This window comes from Serratia sp. CY38905 (assembly GCF_052168875.1).
GTDB classification, from domain to species: domain Bacteria; phylum Pseudomonadota; class Gammaproteobacteria; order Enterobacterales; family Enterobacteriaceae; genus Serratia; species Serratia sarumanii.
This window is the reverse complement of sequence record NZ_JBJNLV010000006.1, coordinates 177,272-194,672: the sequence shown is the minus strand read 5'-3', so window position 1 is coordinate 194,672 and position 17,401 is coordinate 177,272. Positions and strand designations below refer to the sequence as shown.

Sequence of the window (17,401 nt, the reverse complement as noted above, 5' to 3'; positions counted from 1 at the left end):
GCCGACCAATGCTGATGAAACACGCCGCCACGGTACGCTGGCAACTCTGGATAGTGGCATTCGGCTTCTTTATGCAGACGCTGGATACCACTATCGTCAACACCGCCCTGCCCTCGATGGCCGCCAGCCTGGGGGAGAACCCGCTGCGCATGCAGTCGGTGATCGTCTCGTATGTGCTGACGGTGGCGGTGACGCTGCCGGCCAGCGGCTGGCTGGCGGATAAGGTCGGCGTACAGCGGGTGTTTTTCAGCGCCATCGTGCTGTTCACCCTCGGCTCCCTCCTTTGCGCCCGTTCGGAAACCCTGAACGAGCTGATCGCCTCGCGCGTGCTTCAAGGCGTCGGCGGCGCGATGATGGTGCCGGTCGGCCGCCTGACGGTGATGAAGATCGTGCCGCGCGAGCAGTATATGGCAGCGATGACCTTCGTGACGCTGCCGGGGCAAATCGGCCCGCTGATGGGGCCGGCGCTGGGCGGTTTCCTGGTGCAATACGCCAGCTGGCACTGGATTTTCCTGATCAACATTCCGGTGGGCATCGTTGGCGCCATTGCCACGCTGCTGCTGATGCCCAACTACCAAATGCAGACCCGCCGCTTCGATCTCAGCGGCTTTATCCTGCTGGCGATCGGCATGGCGGCGCTGACGCTGGCGCTCGACGGCCACAAGGGCATGGGGCTGTCCGGCGGCGCCATCGCCGGCCTGGTGGCGCTGGGCGCGGCGGCGCTGTTGGGGTATGTTTGGCATGCCTACGGCAATAGCCGCGCCCTGTTCTCGCTGCGGCTGCTGCGCACCCCGACCTACAAGATCGGGCTGCTGGCCAGCCTGCTGGGGCGCATCGGCAGCGGCATGCTGCCGTTCATGACGCCGCTGTTTCTGCAGGTCGGCATGGGCTTCACGCCGTTCCACGCCGGGCTGATGATGATCCCGATGATCATCGGCAGCATGGGCATGAAGCGCATCGTGGTGCAGGTGGTCAACCGCTTCGGCTACCGTAACGTGCTGGTGGCCGCCACGCTGCTGCTGGCGCTGGTCAGCCTGAGCTTCCTGCTGGCGGCGATGCTCGGCTGGCTGTGGCTGCTGCCGGTAGTGCTGTTCTTCCAGGGGATGGTCAACTCGCTGCGCTTCTCGGCGATGAACACCCTGACGCTGAAAGATCTGCCGGACCGGCTGGCCAGCAGCGGCAACAGCCTGTTGTCGATGGTCATGCAGCTGTCGATGAGCCTTGGCGTCAGCGTCGCCGGCATCTTGATCGGCAGCTTCGCCCATCATCAGGTGGTGGCCGATAGCCCGGCCATTCACAGCGCATTTATTTACAGCTACTGCTGTATGGCGTTGATTATCGCTCTGCCCGCGCTGGCCTTCGCGCGCGTGCCGGCCGATAGCGCGCCCAACCGCACGCTGACCAAAGAGCCGGGTACCGGCTCAACGAGGTTGCAATGAGGATAGGCATTACCGGGAAACTGTTCCTGGCCATTTTCGCTACCTGCATGCTGGTGTTGATCACCATGCATTGGGGGGTGCGCGTCAGCTTTGAGCGCGGCTTTATCGATTACATCAAGAGCAGCAACGAGCAACGCATCAACATGCTGAGCGAAGCGCTGGAGGAACAGTACAGCCACCATGGCAACTGGATATTCCTGCGCAACAACGATCAGGTGGTCTACCAGATCATGCGCTCGTTCGAGCAGAACAGCGACAGCAGCCACAATCTGCCGCCCAAGGGCTGGCGCACCCAGTTTTGGGTGGTGGACAGCCAGTTCAATCGTTTGGTCGGGCATTCTGGCCCCCTGCCGAAAGAGGGGCCGCGCCACCCGATCCGCTACAACAACCAGATCGTCGGCTGGGTGCTCACCACCCCGGTCGAGCGCCTGACGCGCAATACCGATATCAACTTCGATCGCCAGCAGCGGCGCACCAGTTGGATTATCGTCGCGCTCTCCACCCTGCTGGCGGCGGCGGTGACCTGGCTGCTGTCGCGCGGCATGCTGGCCCCGGTCAAGCGTCTGGTGGCGGGCACCCACCGCCTGGCGGCGGGCGATTTCACCACCCGCGTGGCGGTCAGCAGCCAGGATGAACTGGGCCGGCTGGCGCACGACTTCAACCAGCTGGCCACCTCGTTGGAAAAAAACGAGCAGATGCGCCGCGCCTTTATGGCCGACGTATCGCACGAGCTGCGCACGCCGCTGGCGGTGCTGCGCGGCGAACTGGAAGCGCTGCAGGACGGCGTGCGCCAGCCGACGCCGGCGTCGCTCAGCTCGCTGCAGGCCGAGGTATCCACCTTGACCAAACTGGTCGACGATCTGCACCAGCTGTCGCTCTCCGATCTCGGCGCGCTGGCCTATCGCAAATCGTCGGTGGACTGCGTGCACCTGCTGCAGATCGCCGTCGCCGCCTTTCGCGAACGCTTCCGCGCCAAAGGGCTGGAGATCGTCACCCATCTTCCGCCCCAGGCGCCGCTGTTCGGCGATCCCGATCGCCTGAACCAGCTGTTCAATAACCTGCTGGAAAACAGCCTGCGTTACACCGACGCCGGCGGCCGGCTGGAGATCGGCGCCGAGCTGCAGCCGGGGCGGCTGCTTCTCTACTGGCAGGACAGCGCACCGGGCATCAGCGATCAGCAACTGACGCGCATTTTCGAACGTTTCTACCGGGCGGAAGGTTCACGCAACCGCGCCAGCGGCGGTTCCGGGCTGGGGCTGGCGATCTGCCACAACATCGTGGAAGCGCACGACGGGAAAATCCGCGCCGAGCATTCGCCTTTAGGCGGCGTGCGCATTACAGTAGAATTTGCTACCCCGATAAAAAATAAGGCGCCCTGATGGACATTCAGAATCAACCCGTGCAGATCATGATTGTTGAAGATGAGCCCAAGCTGGGCCAGCTGCTGGTGGATTATCTGCAGGCGGCGGGCTACGCCACCCGCTGGCTGACCAACGGCAACGAGGTGGTGCCGACCGTGCACCAGCATCCGCCGGCGCTGATCTTGCTCGACCTGATGCTGCCGGGCGCCGACGGGCTGACGGTGTGCCGCGAGCTGCGCCGCTTCAGCGACGTTCCGATCGTGATGGTGACGGCGAAAATCGAAGAGATTGACCGCCTGCTGGGGCTGGAGATCGGCGCCGACGATTACATCTGCAAACCCTACAGCCCGCGCGAAGTGGTGGCGCGGGTGAAAACCATCCTGCGCCGCAGCTATCGGCCGCAGGAGAGCGCGCGGGAAGATGACCTGCTGCACATCGATGAACCGCGCTTCCAGGCCAGCTATCAGGGGCAGTTGCTGGATCTGACGCCGGCGGAATTCCGCCTGCTGAAAACGCTGGCCAGCCAGCCGGGCAACGTATTTTCTCGCGAGCAGCTGCTGAACAACCTGTACGACGACTACCGGGTGGTCACCGACCGCACCATCGACAGCCACATCAAAAACCTGCGCCGCAAGCTGGAACTGATCGACGGGGAAAAATCCTTTATCCGCTCGGTATACGGCGTGGGCTACCGCTGGGAAGCCGAGCCCTGCCGGCTGGTGAATGGGGTTTAGGGGGAAATCAGCGCGTCCAGTCTTCAACCGCCAACCCGGGCACCATGGCGAATGCGCGATCGTTGGTCACCAGCGTCGCGCCACGGCTCTGCGCGTGAGCGGCGATCAGTTGATCCAGCGCGCCCATGATTTTGCCTTTTTTCTCCATGTTCGCGCGCATTTCACCGTAGCAGCGGGCGGCCTCGCTATCCCATGCATAGACCGTCACCGCGGCAAGAAAGGCCTCGACCATGCTTTGCAACGCCTTGTTCCGCCGTTTAGCCACACCGTAAAGCAGTTCCGCCTCCGTGACGCAGGAAATACATACGGCAGAAGGCGGGAGCTTTTCCATGACGTTAAGCACCTGCGGATGCTGCCGAAACAAGTGGCTGACGGTGTTGGTATCAAACATGTACATCGCCTACTCTTCCTCTGAGAATGGATCGCGGTCTGCAACCCCTTGCTGACGATCTTCCGCGCCAAGAAACTCTTGCGGCACCGGCGTTTGGGCGATAATGCTCAGCAGCGGTGCCCAGCTGTCCGGCTTTGCCGGATATTTGGATAAAATCACGTTGCCCTCCCGATCGCGACGGATATAGACACGATCCGTATCAAATTCAAATTCCACCGGTAACCTCACCGCCTGATTTCTGCCGTTTTTAAACAGCTTTGCGATTCTTTCCATCTCGACAACCTCCACAGCAGGCATAGGCCAAAGCATATGCCTGTAGCGTGTCGATGCCAAGATGTATCGCTCATTTTTCATCCATATTGACGAAACGGCCAAACCGTAACGCACAATCTCACGGGGTGAAACCCTGTTCCCCTTGTTATGCGGCGCACTGCGCAATCACCGCGCCTTCCCTTAGCTTCCCGTGCGGCGCCAGGTTCACCGAATGAAAACTCCGCGCCGGCGCAAAAAAACTGCGCATTTTTTCGACTAAGCTGCTGTGAGGTTTAGCCGCCGATTTTCAAGCGATTGGCTACACTTACATCACGAATCGGAACCTACAGGAGAAGAACCATGGCAATCGGTCATTATGAGCTGAAAAAAGCAAAGAACGGGCAGTACCACTTCAACCTGAAAGCCAGTAACGGCGAGAGCATTCTGGCCAGCGAAATGTACGCCAGCAAAGCCTCGGCGGAGAACGGCATCGCTTCGGTGCAGACCAATTCACCGCACGAAGCGCAGTACGAACTGAAGCACAGCACCAGCAATCAGCCCTATTTTGTGCTGAAGGCAAAGAACCATCAGGTGATCGGCGTCAGCGAAATGTACAGCTCCGAAAGCGCCGCCAAAAACGGTATCCAGTCGGTGATGAAAAACGGCCCGACCACCGATATCCGCGATTTGAGCGCCTGATCTTTCCCTTTCTCCCGCGCGGTGGCCCGCCGCCGCGCATTTTCCGTTTGACCAAGATCAATCTCCCCTGAATAAATCCGGTTAACTGCTGATTTCTTGCCGCGCTGCGGCTACAATTCCCCGCTTTTACTGCGCCATCAGGTGGCGTGGTGCTGACCTGAAATCAGACCGAGACACACTATGTTTACACCGGAACTTCTCTCCCCGGCCGGAACGCTGAAAAACATGCGTTACGCCTTCGCGTACGGCGCCGATGCGGTTTACGCCGGCCAGCCGCGCTACAGCCTGCGGGTGCGCAACAACGAGTTCAACCACGAGAATCTGGCGCAGGGCATCAATGAAGCCCATGCGCTGGGCAAAAAATTCTACGTGGTGGTAAACATCGCCCCGCACAACGCCAAGCTGAAAACCTTCCTGCGCGATCTGAAGCCGGTTATCGATATGGGCCCGGATGCGCTGATCATGTCCGATCCCGGCCTTATCATGATGGTGCGCGAAGCCTTCCCGCAGATGGACATCCACCTGTCGGTGCAGGCCAACGCCGTTAATTGGGCGACGGTGAAGTTCTGGCAGCAAATGGGCCTGACCCGCGTGATCCTCTCGCGCGAACTGTCGCTGGAAGAGATCGCCGAGATCCGCGCCGAAGTGCCGGACATGGAGCTGGAGATCTTCGTGCATGGCGCGCTGTGCATGGCCTACTCCGGCCGCTGCCTGCTGTCCGGCTACATCAACAAGCGCGATCCCAACCAGGGCACCTGCACCAACGCCTGCCGCTGGCAGTACAAAGCGGAGGAAGGCAAAGAGGACGACACCGGCAATATCGTGCACCTGCACGAGCCGATCCCGGTGCAAACCGTCGAGCCGACGTTGGGCATCGGCGCGCCGACCGACAAGGTGTTCATGCTGTCTGAGGCGCAAAAGCCAGGCGAATATATGAGCGCCTTCGAAGACGAACACGGCACCTATATCATGAACTCCAAGGATCTGCGCGCCATCCAGCACGTGGAACGTCTGACGCAGCTCGGCGTGCACTCGCTGAAGATCGAAGGCCGCACCAAATCCTTCTACTACTGCGCCCGCACCGCCCAGGTCTACCGCCGCGCCATCGACGACGCGGCCGCCGGCAAACCCTTCGATCCGACTCTGCTTACCACGCTGGAAGGCCTGGCGCACCGTGGCTACACCGAAGGCTTCCTGCGCCGCCACGTGCACGAAGCGCAGCAGAATTACGACTACGGCTCCTCGCTCTCCGAGCGCCAGCAGTTCGTCGGCGAATTCACCGGCGTGCGCCGCGATGGCTGGGCGGAAGTCGACGTGAAGAATAAGTTCGCGCTCGGCGACAGCGTCGAGATGATGACGCCGGGCGGCAACGTGGTGTTCACCCTCGAGAGCATGCAAAATAAGAAAGGCGAGCCGATTGAGGTGGCGCCGGGCAACGGCCATATCGTTTATTTGCCGATCCCGCAGGATATCGATCTCAATTATGCGTTGCTGATCCGCAATTTGGCGGAAGAAAATAGCGCCGGGGCATAAAAATGAATCGCCGTCATTCGGCGGCGATTTTTAGCAAATATTAGAATTGGATCACATCAATGTGCGCGCAGCTTGGTTACTATCACGCTGCTTAAAACGAACAACGAAAATATTTGCATAGCAATACTAGGAACCACCTCCTTAGCCGGCCCAATCTCCCTTGGGCTGGCTTTTTCTTTATGGGTGCGCCTATTTTTTTCGCCGCGCCGATTTCCATAACTTATTCCCGTTATCCGTTTTAATAATAATAATCACGCCGCTTCGATATATAAATAACGCTACAGCGATTAATCCTCTCGTCTTTAAAACCTGGCTTATTTCCGGGTAAAATTCAGATAAATTCGCCTTGTTTCTTATTCACTGAACGCCGGGAAATAACCAGAATTAGCTGAATATTCTGATGGCCTGGTGGCGGCAGCTGGTTTATCTTGAGGCATTCTTGGTTTTCCGCCGGAGGATATCGGCAATGCCTCAACACTCACATGCGCCCGCCCTGCTTATCATCAACGGCAAAGGCGCCGGTAACGAAGAGCTGCGTCAGGCGGTCAAACGCCTGCGCGCAGAGCAAATCACGCTGCACGTGCGCGTGACCTGGGAGCACGGCGACGCCGCGCGCTATGTCGCAGAAGCCACGCAGCTCGGCGTCGGCACCGTCGTCGCCGGCGGCGGTGACGGCACCATCAACGAAGTGGCCGCCGCGCTGGTGCAACTGCCGGCGCACAACCGGCCGGCGCTGGGCATCCTGCCGCTCGGCACCGCCAACGACTTCGCCATGGCCTGCAACATCCCCCCTTCGCCGGAACAGGCGCTGCAGCTGGCGATCAAGGGCCGCTCGGTGCCGATCGATCTGGCGAAGGTCAACGGCGAGCGCTACTTCATCAACATGGCCACCGGCGGCTTCGGCACCCGCATCACCACCGAAACGCCGGAGAAGCTGAAGGCGGCTCTCGGCGGCGTGTCCTACTTCGTGCACGGCTTGCTGCGCATGGATACGCTGCAGGCCGACCGCTGTGAAATCCGTGGGCCGGACTTCCGCTGGGCCGGCGAGGCGCTGGTGATCGGCATCGGCAACGGCAAACAGGCCGGCGGCGGCCAGGAGCTGTGCCCCAGCGCGCTGATCAACGACGGCCTGCTGCAGCTGCGCCTGCTGATCGCCGATGAGCTGCTGCCGGCGCTGGTCGCCGCCCTGTTCAACGACGAAGAGAGCAACAGCATCCTCAGCGCGGCGCTGCCGTGGCTCGAGATCGACGCGCCGCATGAGATGACCTTCAACCTCGACGGCGAACCGCTCAAGGGTCGCCATTTCCGCATCGAAGTGCTGCCGCAGGCCATCGAATGCCGCCTGCCGCCTAACTGCGCCCTGCTGGGCTGACCTTGTCGGGCGCAGCCGCTGCGCCCCGTTTCTTCCCCCGTTTACCCGCTTCCGCTCGCGATCAAATGTGATCCTCTCCGGCAAATTCACCAAATAATACTTGTATGGTAGTTAGTTCATGACGTATTTTCGCGCTATCTCTCCGCAGCTACAGGATGTGAAGGTTATGAAAATCGTCAACGCCGAGGTGTTCGTCACCTGCCCGGGGCGCAATTTTGTCACGCTGAAAATCACCACCGATGACGGCATCGTCGGCCTCGGTGACGCCACGCTAAACGGGCGCGAACTGTCGGTGGCCTCTTACCTGAAAGATCACCTCTGCCCGCAGCTGATCGGCCGCGACGCGCAGCGGATCGAAGACCTCTGGCAATTCTTCTACAAAGGCGCTTACTGGCGGCGCGGCCCGGTGACCATGTCGGCCATTTCCGCTGTCGACATGGCGCTGTGGGACATCAAGGCCAAGGCCGCCAACATGCCGCTGTATCAGCTGTTGGGCGGCGCCTCGCGCTCTGGTGTGATGGTGTATTGCCACACCACCGGCCACTCGATCGACGAGGTGCTCGACGACTACGCCAAACATAAAGAACAAGGCTTCAAGGCGATCCGCGTTCAATGCGGCGTGCCGGGTATGAAAACCACCTACGGCATGGCCAAGGGCAAAGGCCAGGCCTATGAGCCGGCCACCAAGGGCGACTGGCCGGAAGAGCAGCTGTGGTCGACGGAAAAATACCTCGATTTCACCCCCAAACTGTTCGACGCGGTGCGCAACAGGTTCGGCTTCAACGAACATCTGCTGCACGACATGCACCACCGCCTGACGCCGATCGAAGCGGCGCGCTTCGGCAAAAGCGCCGAACCGTATCGCCTGTTCTGGATGGAAGATCCGACGCCGGCGGAAAATCAGGCCTGTTTCCGCCTGATCCGCCAGCATACCGTCACGCCGATCGCCGTCGGCGAGGTGTTCAACAGCATCTGGGACTGCAAACAGCTGATCGAAGAACAGCTGATCGACTACATCCGCACCACCCTGACGCACGCGGGCGGCATCACCGGCATGCGGCGCATCGCCGACTTCGCCTCGCTGTATCAGGTGCGCACCGGCTCCCACGGCCCTTCCGATCTGTCGCCAATCTGCATGGCGGCGGCGCTGCATTTCGATCTGTGGGTGCCGAATTTCGGCGTGCAGGAATACATGGGCTATTCCGAGCAAATGCTCGAGGTGTTCCCGCACAGTTGGACGTTCGACGACGGCTATATGCATCCGGGCGACAAGCCGGGCATCGGCATCGAGTTCGATGAGAAGCTGGCGGCCCGTTACCCGTATGAACCGGCCTACCTGCCGGTCGCGCGTCTGGAGGATGGCACCTTATGGAACTGGTAAACACCATGCGCAGCGTCGTGATCGAACAGCCCGGGCGCCTGGCGCTGCAGACGCGCGCGCTGCCGCAGCCGGCGGCCGGCGAGGTGCGGGTCAAGGTGAAATTCGCCGGCATCTGCGGCTCCGACGTCCATATCTATCACGGCCATAACCCGTTCGCCCGCTATCCGCGGGTGATCGGCCACGAGTTCTTCGGCCTGATCGATGCGCTGGGCAAAGGCGTCGATCCAGCGCGCCTCGGTGAACGCGTCTCGGTAGATCCGGTGGTGAGCTGCGGCCACTGCTATCCCTGTTCGGTCGGCCGCCCCAACGTCTGCACCTCGCTGCAGGTGATCGGCGTGCACCGCGACGGCGGCTTCAGCGACTACGCCTGCGTGCCGGCGCGCAACGCCTATCCGATTCCGCCCACCATCAGCGATCGCCACGCCGCGATGATCGAACCCTTCAGCATCGCCGCCAACATTACCGCCCATCTGCAACCGCGCCCCGACGACATCGCGCTGATCTACGGCGCCGGGCCGATGGGGCTCACGGTGATCCAGACGCTGAAAGGCGTGTACGGCGTCAAGCAGGTGTGGGTCGTCGATCGCATCGCCGAGCGGCTGGACATGGCGCGTGCCAACGGCGCCGACGAGACGTTCAACAACGCCGAGGCCGCATTGCCGCAGATGCTGCAGCAGCGCGGCATTCAGCCGACGCTGATCGTCGATGCCGCCTGCCACCCCGCCATTTTGCCGGAGGCGATCAATCTGGCCTCGCCGGCGGCGCGCATCGGCATCATGGGCTTTTCCGGCGACGCCTGCACCCTGACCCAGCAGAGCATCACCAGCAAGGAGCTGTCGATCTTCTCCTCGCGCCTGAACAGCGCGCGCTTCCCGCAGGTGATCGGCTGGATGGCGGACGGCAAGCTAGACCCGCAGCGGCTGCTCACCCACTGCGTGCCCGCCGCCGACGTCGAACGGGCGATGCTGATGTTCGAGCGGGATCAGCGCACCTGCTGCAAGGTGCTGCTGCAGTTCGAGTAACGCCAAGGCAGCATCGGGGCATTGGGCGGCACCCGCCGCCCGTGCAAACAACGAAGCATCACGATTAAAACGACACCCAGTGGAGCGCTTTATGTTTAAAAACCTGCGTTGGACCATCGTGTTCCTGCTGTTCATGGTCTACATGATCAACTACCTCGACCGCGTGGCGCTGTCGATCACCGTGCCAATGATCGAACAGGATCTGATGCTGAACGCCGAACAGTTCGGCCTGATTTTCGGCAGCTTCTTCTTCGGCTACGCCATCTTCAACTTCGTCGGCGGGCTGGCGGTCGACCGTTTCGGCCCGACGCTGGTGCTGGGCGTGGCGGTCGGTCTGTGGTCTATCTTCTGCGGCATGACGGCGATCGCCACCGGTTTTTACTCGATGCTGATCCTGCGCGTCCTGTTCGGCATGGCCGAAGGGCCGATCTGCGCCTCGGCCAACAAGATGATCAACGGCTGGTTCCCGAAGAAGCAGGCGGCGACCGCCATGGGCCTGCTCAGCGCCGGTTCGCCTTTGGGCGGCGCGGTGGCCGGGCCGATCGTCGGCTATCTGGCGCTGGCGTTCGGCTGGCGACCGGCGTTTATGATCATCTGCGCCATCGGCATCGTCTGGATGCTGGTGTGGTTCTTCGTGGTGGCGGATAACCCGGCGAAAAGCCAGCGCGTCAGCGCCGAAGAACGGGCGCTGATCGCGCGGCTGAAACAGGAAAACCTCGGCGAGGAAAGCGCGCTGAGCGACGCCGCGCACGGGCTGGGTTACTACCTGAAGCAGCCGATCATTCTGGTCACCGCCTTCGCCTTCTTCTGCTACAACTACATTCTGTTCTTCTTCCTGAGCTGGTTCCCCTCGTATCTGGTGCAGGCGCACAACCTGAACATCAAAGAGATGAGCCTGACCACGATGATCCCGTGGATCGTCGGCTTCGTCGGGCTGGCGCTCGGCGGCTATATTTCCGACAAGATCTTCAACATCACCGGCAAATTGCTGCTGTCGCGCAAGATCGTGCTGGTCACCAGCCTGCTGGCGGCGGCGGTGTGCGTGGCGTTGGCGGGCACCGTCAGCAGCGTGGTGCCGGCGGTGATGCTGATGTCGGTGTCGATCTTCTTCCTTTACATCACCGGCGCTCTCTACTGGGCGATCATCCAGGACGTGGTGCATAAATCCCGGGTCGGCGGCGCCAGCGGGTTCATTCATTTGATCGGCAGCGTCTCCGGCATCATCGGGCCGATCGTCACCGGCTACATCGTGCAGAACACCGGCAAATTCGACAGCGCCTTTATGCTGGCGGGCGGCGTCGCCGCGCTGGGCGCGCTGCTGGTGCTGCTGGTGATCAAGGCGCCGCGCGCAACGGCGGGCGTGCAAATCTTAAAACCATAACGCCAGGCGGGGCGGCTTCGCCCCTTTGCTTACCTCTCCAGGGACATTGAACATGAGACTTTCCGACCACAGCGCGCTGCCGGCCGCCGTTCTCCGGCCCGGCTACGCACGTGAGCGCGTGAAACCGCGCATGGCGCATATCGGCTTCGGCGCGTTTCACCGCGCGCACCAGGCGATGTACGCCGACAGGCTGGCCAGCGAGCACGGCAGCGACTGGGGCTACTGCGAAATCAGCATGCAGCACGGCCAGCAAAAGATCGCCGACCTGCAGCAACAGGATCTGCTGTTCTCGGTGGCGGAGATGGACGACGACGGCTTGCGGGGCCGGGTCATCGGCGTGGTGCGCCAGGCGCTGCACCTGCAAACCGACGGGCTGGCGGCGGTGCTGGCGGCCCTGACGCAGCCTGAGATCGCTATCGTCTCGCTGACCATCAGCGAAAAGGGCTATTGCCACCACCCTGCCAGCGGCCGGCTGATGGCGGAACACCCGGCGATCGCGCATGATATCGCTCACCCGGCGCAGCCACAGTCGGCGCCGGGGCTGCTGTTGGCGGCGCTGCGCCTGCGCCGCGAACGCGGGCTGCCGCCGTTCGCCGTGATGTCCTGCGACAATATGCCGGCCAACGGCCGGGTCACGCGCCAGGTGCTGCTCGACCTGGCGCAGCGGCAGGATCCGGCGCTGGCCGACTGGGTGCGTCAAGAGGTCGCCTTCCCTTCCACCATGGTAGATCGCATCGTGCCGGCGATGACGCAGGAAGCCCGCGGGCAGCTGTTTGCCTGCCTGGGCGGCGTCGAGGATGAGGTCGGCGTGGCCTGCGAGCCGTTCAGCCAGTGGGTCATTGAGGATCGCTTTCCCCAGGGGCGCCCGGCCTGGGAAAAAGTCGGCGCCGAGCTGGTGAGCGACGTGCTGCCGTACGAGGAGATGAAGCTGCGCATGCTGAACGGCAGCCATTCGTTCCTCGCCTACCTCGGCTATTTGGCCGGTTATCAGCACATCGGCGACTGCATGCAGGACGCGGATTTTGTCCGCGCCGCCCGTCACCTGATGCTGGCGGAACAGGCACCGACCCTGCAGGTGCCGAACGTCGATTTGGCGCAGTATGCCGATTCGCTGCTGCGGCGTTACCGCAACCGCGCGTTGAAGCACCGCACCGCACAGATCGCCATGGACGGCACGCAAAAGCTGCCGCAGCGGCTGCTGGACGCGATCCGCTGGCATCTGGCGCGCGGTAGCCGCTTCGACTGCCTGGCGCTGGGCGTCGCCGGCTGGATGCGCTACGTCGGCGGCCGCGATGAGCAAGGCGCGCCGATCGACATCAGCGATCCGCTACGCGAACGCCTCGCCGCGTTGGTCGCCGGCAGCGAGGAAGGCCGGCCCCGCGTCCTGGCGCTGCTGCAGCTCGACAGCGTCTTCGGCCAGGATCTGCCCGACTCGCCTGACTTCGTCCGCGCCGTCAGCCACGCTTATCATCAACTGCTGAGCCTGGGGGCCAAAGCCGCCGTCGCCGCTCTGCCGCTTACCGACCGGGGGGTTTCCGATGACCGTCACCACGCATAACGCCGTCAATACCGGCAATCAACCGCTGCTGCGGCGCGTCGCCAGCGCTTCGGCCATCGGCACCGCCGCCGAATATTATGATTTCTTCGCCTACGGCACCGCCGCGGTGCTGTTCTTCGGCCAGCTGTTTTTCCCCAGCGCCGATCCGCTGATCAGCACGCTGGCGGCCTTCGCCACCTACGCGGTCGGTTTCCTGGCGCGTCCGCTGGGCGGCATCGTGTTCGGCCACATCGGCGACAAGGTCGGCCGCAAGAAGGCGCTAGTGATCACCATCCTGATCGTCGGCCTCGGCACCTTCTGCATCGGCCTGCTGCCCACCTATGAGCAGATCGGCATCTGGGCGCCGCTCGCGCTGATCTTTATCCGCGTGCTGCAGGGCTTCGGCGTCGGCGGTGAACAGGCCGGCGCGGTGCTGATGACCGCCGAATACGCGCCGCCGCCGCGGCGCGGTTTCTACGCCAGCTGGGTACAGATCGGCGCGCCCGCCGGTTTCCTGCTGCCATCCGGGCTGTTCGCGCTGCTGACCGCCGTGTTGTCGCCGGCGCAGATGCTGGACTGGGGCTGGCGCATTCCGTTCCTGCTCAGCCTGCTGCTGGTGATTGTCGGGCTGTTTATTCGCCTGAAGATCGACGAGTCGCCGGTGTTTACCCAAATCCGTGCCACCAAGGCGGTGGAGAGCCGGCCGGTGGTGGAAGTAGCCCGCCGCTATCCCGGCCTTATCGGCAAAGGGGTGTGCGCCAAGCTGATTGAAGCCTGCGCCTTCGCCATGTTCACGGTGATCGTGCTGGCCTACGGCAAAGCCAACCACCTCAACGAAAGCATTCTGCTGGAGGCGATGATCGTGGCGGTGCTGCTGGAGATTTTCGCCATTCCGCTGATGGGCCGCCTCTCCGATCGGGTTGGGCGAAAACCGGTGTACATCGCCGGCGCGCTGCTGCAGGTGGTGTGCATCGTGCCGTTCTTTATGGCGATCAACCTCGATAATTTCTGGGTGACGCAGATCGCCATGATCGTGGTGCTGACCTTCGGCCACAGCATGTGCTACGCGCCGCAGGCCTCCTACTTCCCGGAGCTGTTCCCCACCCGCGTGCGCTGCAGCGGCATCGCGCTGATCTGGCAGATCGGATCGCTGATCGGCAGCGGCATTCTCGGGCTGCTGGCGGTGAAGATCCTGCAGGTGACCGGCGGCCACTACTACGGGCTGGCGGGTTACATGATGGTGCTGGGCGTGGTGTCGGCCATCGGCCTGAGCCTGATGCCGGAAACCGCCCCTGGGCGGCGCAAGCAGGAATATCAGGATTGGCATCACTGAGTTACCCTACCCGGCGGGTGGATTTATCCACCCGCCCTCAACCAATAATCTGCTAGTATGGTGGCATTCGAATTCCAGCCAGATGCCTGATTGTCGCCATGTCTGAAACGTACAGTCTCACCAACAACGTCCCGGTCAACCAACAGATCTATCGCTTCCTGCGCAAGGATATCGTCGACTGCACCATCCCCCCCGGCACCCTGTTGTCCGAGAAAGAGATTTCTACGCGCTTTTGCGTTTCGCGCCAGCCGGTGCGCGAAGCCTTCATCAAGCTGGCGGAGGCCGGCCTGGTGCAGATCCTGCCGCAACGCGGCACCTTCGTGATGAAAATCTCCGCCAAGCGCGTGGCCGACGGGCGCTTTATCCGCCAGGCGGTGGAATGCGCCATCGTGCGCCGCGCGGCCGAGCGCGCCACCCCGGCGCAGCTGATGACGCTGGAGCATAACCTGCACCGCCAGGCGCTGGCGGCGCAGAACGGGCAAACGCGCGAGTTTCTGGCGCTGGACGACGAATTCCACCAGCTGCTGACCCAGTTCGCCGACTGCCCGCTGGCGTGGGAGACCATCGAAACCATCAAAGCCACCATGGATCGGGTGCGTTTCCTCAGCCTGAGCGAAGTCTCGCCGCCGGAGAGCCTGATCAAGCAGCACTACCGCATCTACGAGGCGCTGAAAGCGCGCGATGCCGAGGCGGCGGAGCGCGCCATCCACGATCACCTGCAGGAGATGATCTACTCCATCACCCCAATCGCCCAGCAAAACACCGAGTGGTTCGAGATCGAATAATCAATCGTTTAGCGCGCCGGGGGCGATCGTCCCCGCGTATTTGGCCTCGCAAATGGCATTTCCTCTCAATCGCATCTATTGTTTGTCCTTGCCGGATCCAGTTCGGTAGTATCGCTTTACAGCTTCAATCACCGCTTTTTTACTGCGCCGGTGGTCAAAAACCCTTGCATTGCCGGTGTATGAAGAAGCTTAATCGGGAGTGAATCATGACTGATATTGTGCAGTTGCTAGGAAAGGAAGCGGAAGATCTGCTGCAACACCGCTGTACCACTATCCCCGCCGAGAATCTCTACCTGCCGGGCGACGACTTCGTCGACCGCGTAATGATCGATAACAACCGTCCCAACAGCGTGCTGCGTTCTATGCAAACCCTGTTCAACCACGGCCGCCTGGCCGGCACCGGCTACCTGTCGATCCTGCCGGTCGATCAGGGCATCGAGCACTCCGCCGCCGCCTCGTTCGCCGCCAACCCGCTGTATTTCGATCCGAAGAACATCGTCGAGCTGGCGATTGAAGCCGGCTGTAACTGCGTCGCTTCCACCTACGGCGTGCTGGCGTCGGTATCGCGCCGCTACGCGCATAAAATTCCGTTCCTGGTCAAACTCAACCACAACGAAACGCTGAGCTACCCGACCCAGTACGACCAGACCCTGTACGCCAGCGTCGAGCAGGCGTTCAACATGGGCGCGGTGGCGGTCGGCGCCACCATTTACTTCGGCTCCGAGCAATCGCGCCGCCAGATCGAAGAGATCTCGATCGCCTTCGAGCGCGCGCATGAGCTGGGCATGGTCACCGTGTTGTGGGCCTATCTGCGCAACCCGGCATTCAACAAGGACGGCGTGGACTACCACTCCAGCGCCGATCTGACCGGCCAGGCCAACCACATCGCCGCCACCATCGGCGCCGACATCGTCAAACAGAAAATGGCGGAAAACAACGGCGGCTACCGCGCGGTGAAATTCGGCTATACCGACGATCGCGTCTACACCAAGCTGACCACCGATCACCCGATCGATCTGGTGCGCTACCAGCTGGCCAACTGCTACATGGGCCGCGCCGGGCTGATCAACTCCGGCGGCGCCGCCGGTGAGAACGATCTGCAGGAATCGGTGCGCACCGCGGTGATCAACAAACGCGCCGGCGGCATGGGCCTGATCCTGGGGCGCAAGGCGTTCAAGAAATCGATGAAAGACGGCGTGGCGCTGATCAACGCCGTGCAAGACGCCTACCTGGACAAGAAGGTCACCATCGCCTGATGTGACGGACCACCTGTCCCCAAGCCCGGTTCGCCGGGCTTTTTTATGCATCGAGGGAGGTCTTGACAAGGAAATAATGCAACCGAATGTATTTTATGAGCAAAAATAAGAGCTGGTTTTTATTTAATCCCCCTGGGCTTTTTTTATTCCAAATATGCGAAAGAGAACGACATAAATCATTAAAGATTGAAAGTTAACCTTATCAAATTTCAAATTCCCCACCTTTTCCGAAAACACAAAAACTTAGCGCATTAATAATTATTATAGTTCATTGTTATTTATGGACTTTTGACTAAATTTTACGCTAGTTAACCCACATTTTTATGGTGGTGCCATCATGAAAGTCAATATTGTAATCATCTCCCTGCTCATCCTTTCGCTATCGTCTTGCGCGCTATTTAAATCTCCGGCCTCTAGGCATGAGTTGAAACCTGGAGAAACGTATTGGTTTGACTATGACTCAACAAGAAGCAGCGCCATTTATATTCCCGCAGACTCAAATATCAAGTACTGCGTGGCTCCACCGCCTGATGTCGCGCAGTCCGTTATTGCCGCGCTGAAAGCTGAAATGAGCACGGAACAAATTCAAAAAGTCAGTGGCGATGCAGAGTTCAGCACCGCCGTAGTCGATCTGGCTCGGCGCACGACCACGGTAAATTTTATCCGCGATACGTTGTATCGCGTCTGCGAAGCCAGACTACAAGGCCCGCTCACCGCGACGGAAAAAGAAATTTTCCTGGCCGCGATAGCCGCCGCCAAAGATATGGCAATCGCTGAAAAAGACAAACAAAAGCAAGAACTGGCCCAAACGGCCGAAAGAAACGGTGCTTCCGTAGAGACAATACAAAAGATTCTCGAGCAGTAACAGAAACACGCTAACAACGGCGATTTCCGTATACCCCCCTACCCAAAGCCCGGTTCGCCG

16 protein-coding genes are annotated in these 17,401 nt (G+C 61.2%); 14 read left to right on the top strand and 2 right to left on the bottom strand.

Annotated features, from left to right (window positions below):
* Nucleotides 1–8 precede the first annotated feature (8 nt).
* Genes mdtD through baeR form a run of 3 tightly spaced genes read left to right on the top strand, consistent with a single transcriptional unit; the run spans nucleotide 9 to nucleotide 3,534 of the window.
* Nucleotides 9–1,439 (top strand): multidrug transporter subunit MdtD, encoded by a 1,431-nt coding sequence (gene mdtD / locus ACJ8MK_RS15385; protein WP_442517872.1) that lies wholly within the window; start codon nucleotides 9–11, stop codon nucleotides 1,437–1,439.
* Nucleotides 1,436–2,818, top strand: coding sequence for a two-component system sensor histidine kinase BaeS (gene baeS, locus ACJ8MK_RS15380; protein WP_033635541.1), 1,383 nt, complete (start codon nucleotides 1,436–1,438; stop codon nucleotides 2,816–2,818). The genes mdtD and baeS overlap by 4 nt, the downstream gene beginning before the upstream one ends.
* The gene (gene baeR / locus ACJ8MK_RS15375) at nucleotides 2,818–3,534 is read left to right on the top strand and encodes a two-component system response regulator BaeR (protein ID WP_033635542.1); all 717 of its coding nucleotides are present in this window, start codon (nucleotides 2,818–2,820) and stop codon (nucleotides 3,532–3,534) included. The genes baeS and baeR overlap by 1 nt, the downstream gene beginning before the upstream one ends.
* A 7-nt stretch (nucleotides 3,535–3,541) precedes the next feature.
* On the opposite strand, the gene ACJ8MK_RS15370 is transcribed toward baeR, so the two are convergent.
* Both ACJ8MK_RS15370 and ACJ8MK_RS15365 read right to left on the bottom strand, forming a co-directional pair.
* Nucleotides 3,542–3,931, bottom strand: coding sequence for a type II toxin-antitoxin system VapC family toxin (locus ACJ8MK_RS15370; RefSeq protein ID WP_033635543.1), 390 nt, complete (start codon nucleotides 3,929–3,931; stop codon nucleotides 3,542–3,544).
* Nucleotides 3,932–3,934: 3 nt separating this feature from the next.
* Nucleotides 3,935–4,198 (bottom strand): antitoxin, encoded by a 264-nt coding sequence (locus ACJ8MK_RS15365; RefSeq protein ID WP_004941563.1) that lies wholly within the window; start codon nucleotides 4,196–4,198, stop codon nucleotides 3,935–3,937.
* A gap of 339 nt (nucleotides 4,199–4,537) precedes the next feature.
* Here ACJ8MK_RS15365 and ACJ8MK_RS15360 point away from each other — a divergent pair, with 339 nt between their 5' ends.
* The 11 genes from ACJ8MK_RS15360 (at nucleotide 4,538) to ACJ8MK_RS15310 (ending at nucleotide 17,341) form a co-directional block, all read left to right on the top strand.
* Nucleotides 4,538–4,876 carry a YegP family protein gene (locus tag ACJ8MK_RS15360; RefSeq protein ID WP_033648841.1) on the top strand — a complete coding sequence of 113 codons (339 nt, stop codon included), beginning with the start codon at nucleotides 4,538–4,540 and terminating at the stop codon, nucleotides 4,874–4,876.
* A gap of 180 nt (nucleotides 4,877–5,056) precedes the next feature.
* Entirely contained in the window at nucleotides 5,057–6,409 is a 1,353-nt protein-coding gene (trhP, locus tag ACJ8MK_RS15355) for a prephenate-dependent tRNA uridine(34) hydroxylase TrhP (protein WP_033635545.1), read from the top strand.
* 466 nt (nucleotides 6,410–6,875) lie between these two features.
* Entirely contained in the window at nucleotides 6,876–7,781 is a 906-nt protein-coding gene (gene yegS, locus ACJ8MK_RS15350) for a lipid kinase YegS (protein ID WP_033635546.1), read from the top strand.
* A gap of 166 nt (nucleotides 7,782–7,947) precedes the next feature.
* A complete protein-coding gene (manD, locus tag ACJ8MK_RS15345; protein ID WP_049213350.1) occupies nucleotides 7,948–9,162 on the top strand; it encodes a D-mannonate dehydratase ManD in 1,215 nt (404 codons plus the stop codon).
* Nucleotides 9,163–9,167: 5 nt separating this feature from the next.
* Entirely contained in the window at nucleotides 9,168–10,184 is a 1,017-nt protein-coding gene (locus tag ACJ8MK_RS15340; RefSeq protein WP_080281311.1) for a Zn-dependent oxidoreductase, read from the top strand.
* A gap of 91 nt (nucleotides 10,185–10,275) precedes the next feature.
* Nucleotides 10,276–11,565 (top strand): MFS transporter, encoded by a 1,290-nt coding sequence (locus ACJ8MK_RS15335; protein ID WP_049194884.1) that lies wholly within the window; start codon nucleotides 10,276–10,278, stop codon nucleotides 11,563–11,565.
* Between the two features lie 52 nt (nucleotides 11,566–11,617).
* Nucleotides 11,618–13,123, top strand: a complete 1,506-nt coding sequence (locus ACJ8MK_RS15330; protein WP_101427222.1) for a mannitol dehydrogenase family protein — start codon at nucleotides 11,618–11,620, stop codon at nucleotides 13,121–13,123.
* Nucleotides 13,104–14,435, top strand: coding sequence for an MFS transporter (locus ACJ8MK_RS15325; protein WP_101427223.1), 1,332 nt, complete (start codon nucleotides 13,104–13,106; stop codon nucleotides 14,433–14,435). The genes ACJ8MK_RS15330 and ACJ8MK_RS15325 overlap by 20 nt, the downstream gene beginning before the upstream one ends.
* 98 nt (nucleotides 14,436–14,533) lie before the next feature.
* A complete protein-coding gene (locus tag ACJ8MK_RS15320) occupies nucleotides 14,534–15,220 on the top strand; it encodes a GntR family transcriptional regulator (RefSeq protein WP_033635552.1) in 687 nt (228 codons plus the stop codon).
* Nucleotides 15,221–15,426: 206 nt separating this feature from the next.
* Nucleotides 15,427–16,476, top strand: a complete 1,050-nt coding sequence (gene fbaB, locus ACJ8MK_RS15315) for a class I fructose-bisphosphate aldolase (protein WP_033635553.1) — start codon at nucleotides 15,427–15,429, stop codon at nucleotides 16,474–16,476.
* 337 nt (nucleotides 16,477–16,813) lie between these two features.
* Nucleotides 16,814–17,341 (top strand): hypothetical protein, encoded by a 528-nt coding sequence (locus ACJ8MK_RS15310; RefSeq protein WP_033648847.1) that lies wholly within the window; start codon nucleotides 16,814–16,816, stop codon nucleotides 17,339–17,341.
* The last annotated feature ends 60 nt before the right edge of the window (nucleotides 17,342–17,401 follow it).

Excerpts from the sequence above, each read along its gene's own strand:
- yegS (WP_033635546.1), top strand. The coding sequence starts at position 6,876 with ATGCCTCAACACTCACATGCGCCCGCCCTGCTTATCATCAACGGCAAA.
- ACJ8MK_RS15320 (WP_033635552.1), top strand. The coding sequence starts at position 14,534 with ATGTCTGAAACGTACAGTCTCACCAACAACGTCCCGGTCAACCAACAG.
- ACJ8MK_RS15365 (WP_004941563.1), bottom strand. The coding sequence starts at position 4,198 with ATGGAAAGAATCGCAAAGCTGTTTAAAAACGGCAGAAATCAGGCGGTG.
- mdtD (WP_442517872.1), top strand. The coding sequence starts at position 9 with ATGCTGATGAAACACGCCGCCACGGTACGCTGGCAACTCTGGATAGTG.
- ACJ8MK_RS15325 (WP_101427223.1), top strand. The coding sequence starts at position 13,104 with ATGACCGTCACCACGCATAACGCCGTCAATACCGGCAATCAACCGCTG.
- ACJ8MK_RS15335 (WP_049194884.1), top strand. The coding sequence starts at position 10,276 with ATGTTTAAAAACCTGCGTTGGACCATCGTGTTCCTGCTGTTCATGGTC.
- ACJ8MK_RS15310 (WP_033648847.1), top strand. The coding sequence starts at position 16,814 with ATGAAAGTCAATATTGTAATCATCTCCCTGCTCATCCTTTCGCTATCG.
- baeS (WP_033635541.1), top strand. The coding sequence starts at position 1,436 with ATGAGGATAGGCATTACCGGGAAACTGTTCCTGGCCATTTTCGCTACC.
- trhP (WP_033635545.1), top strand. The coding sequence starts at position 5,057 with ATGTTTACACCGGAACTTCTCTCCCCGGCCGGAACGCTGAAAAACATG.
- ACJ8MK_RS15370 (WP_033635543.1), bottom strand. The coding sequence starts at position 3,931 with ATGTACATGTTTGATACCAACACCGTCAGCCACTTGTTTCGGCAGCAT.
- fbaB (WP_033635553.1), top strand. The coding sequence starts at position 15,427 with ATGACTGATATTGTGCAGTTGCTAGGAAAGGAAGCGGAAGATCTGCTG.
- ACJ8MK_RS15340 (WP_080281311.1), top strand. The coding sequence starts at position 9,168 with ATGCGCAGCGTCGTGATCGAACAGCCCGGGCGCCTGGCGCTGCAGACG.
- ACJ8MK_RS15330 (WP_101427222.1), top strand. The coding sequence starts at position 11,618 with ATGAGACTTTCCGACCACAGCGCGCTGCCGGCCGCCGTTCTCCGGCCC.
- manD (WP_049213350.1), top strand. The coding sequence starts at position 7,948 with ATGAAAATCGTCAACGCCGAGGTGTTCGTCACCTGCCCGGGGCGCAAT.
- baeR (WP_033635542.1), top strand. The coding sequence starts at position 2,818 with ATGGACATTCAGAATCAACCCGTGCAGATCATGATTGTTGAAGATGAG.
- ACJ8MK_RS15360 (WP_033648841.1), top strand. The coding sequence starts at position 4,538 with ATGGCAATCGGTCATTATGAGCTGAAAAAAGCAAAGAACGGGCAGTAC.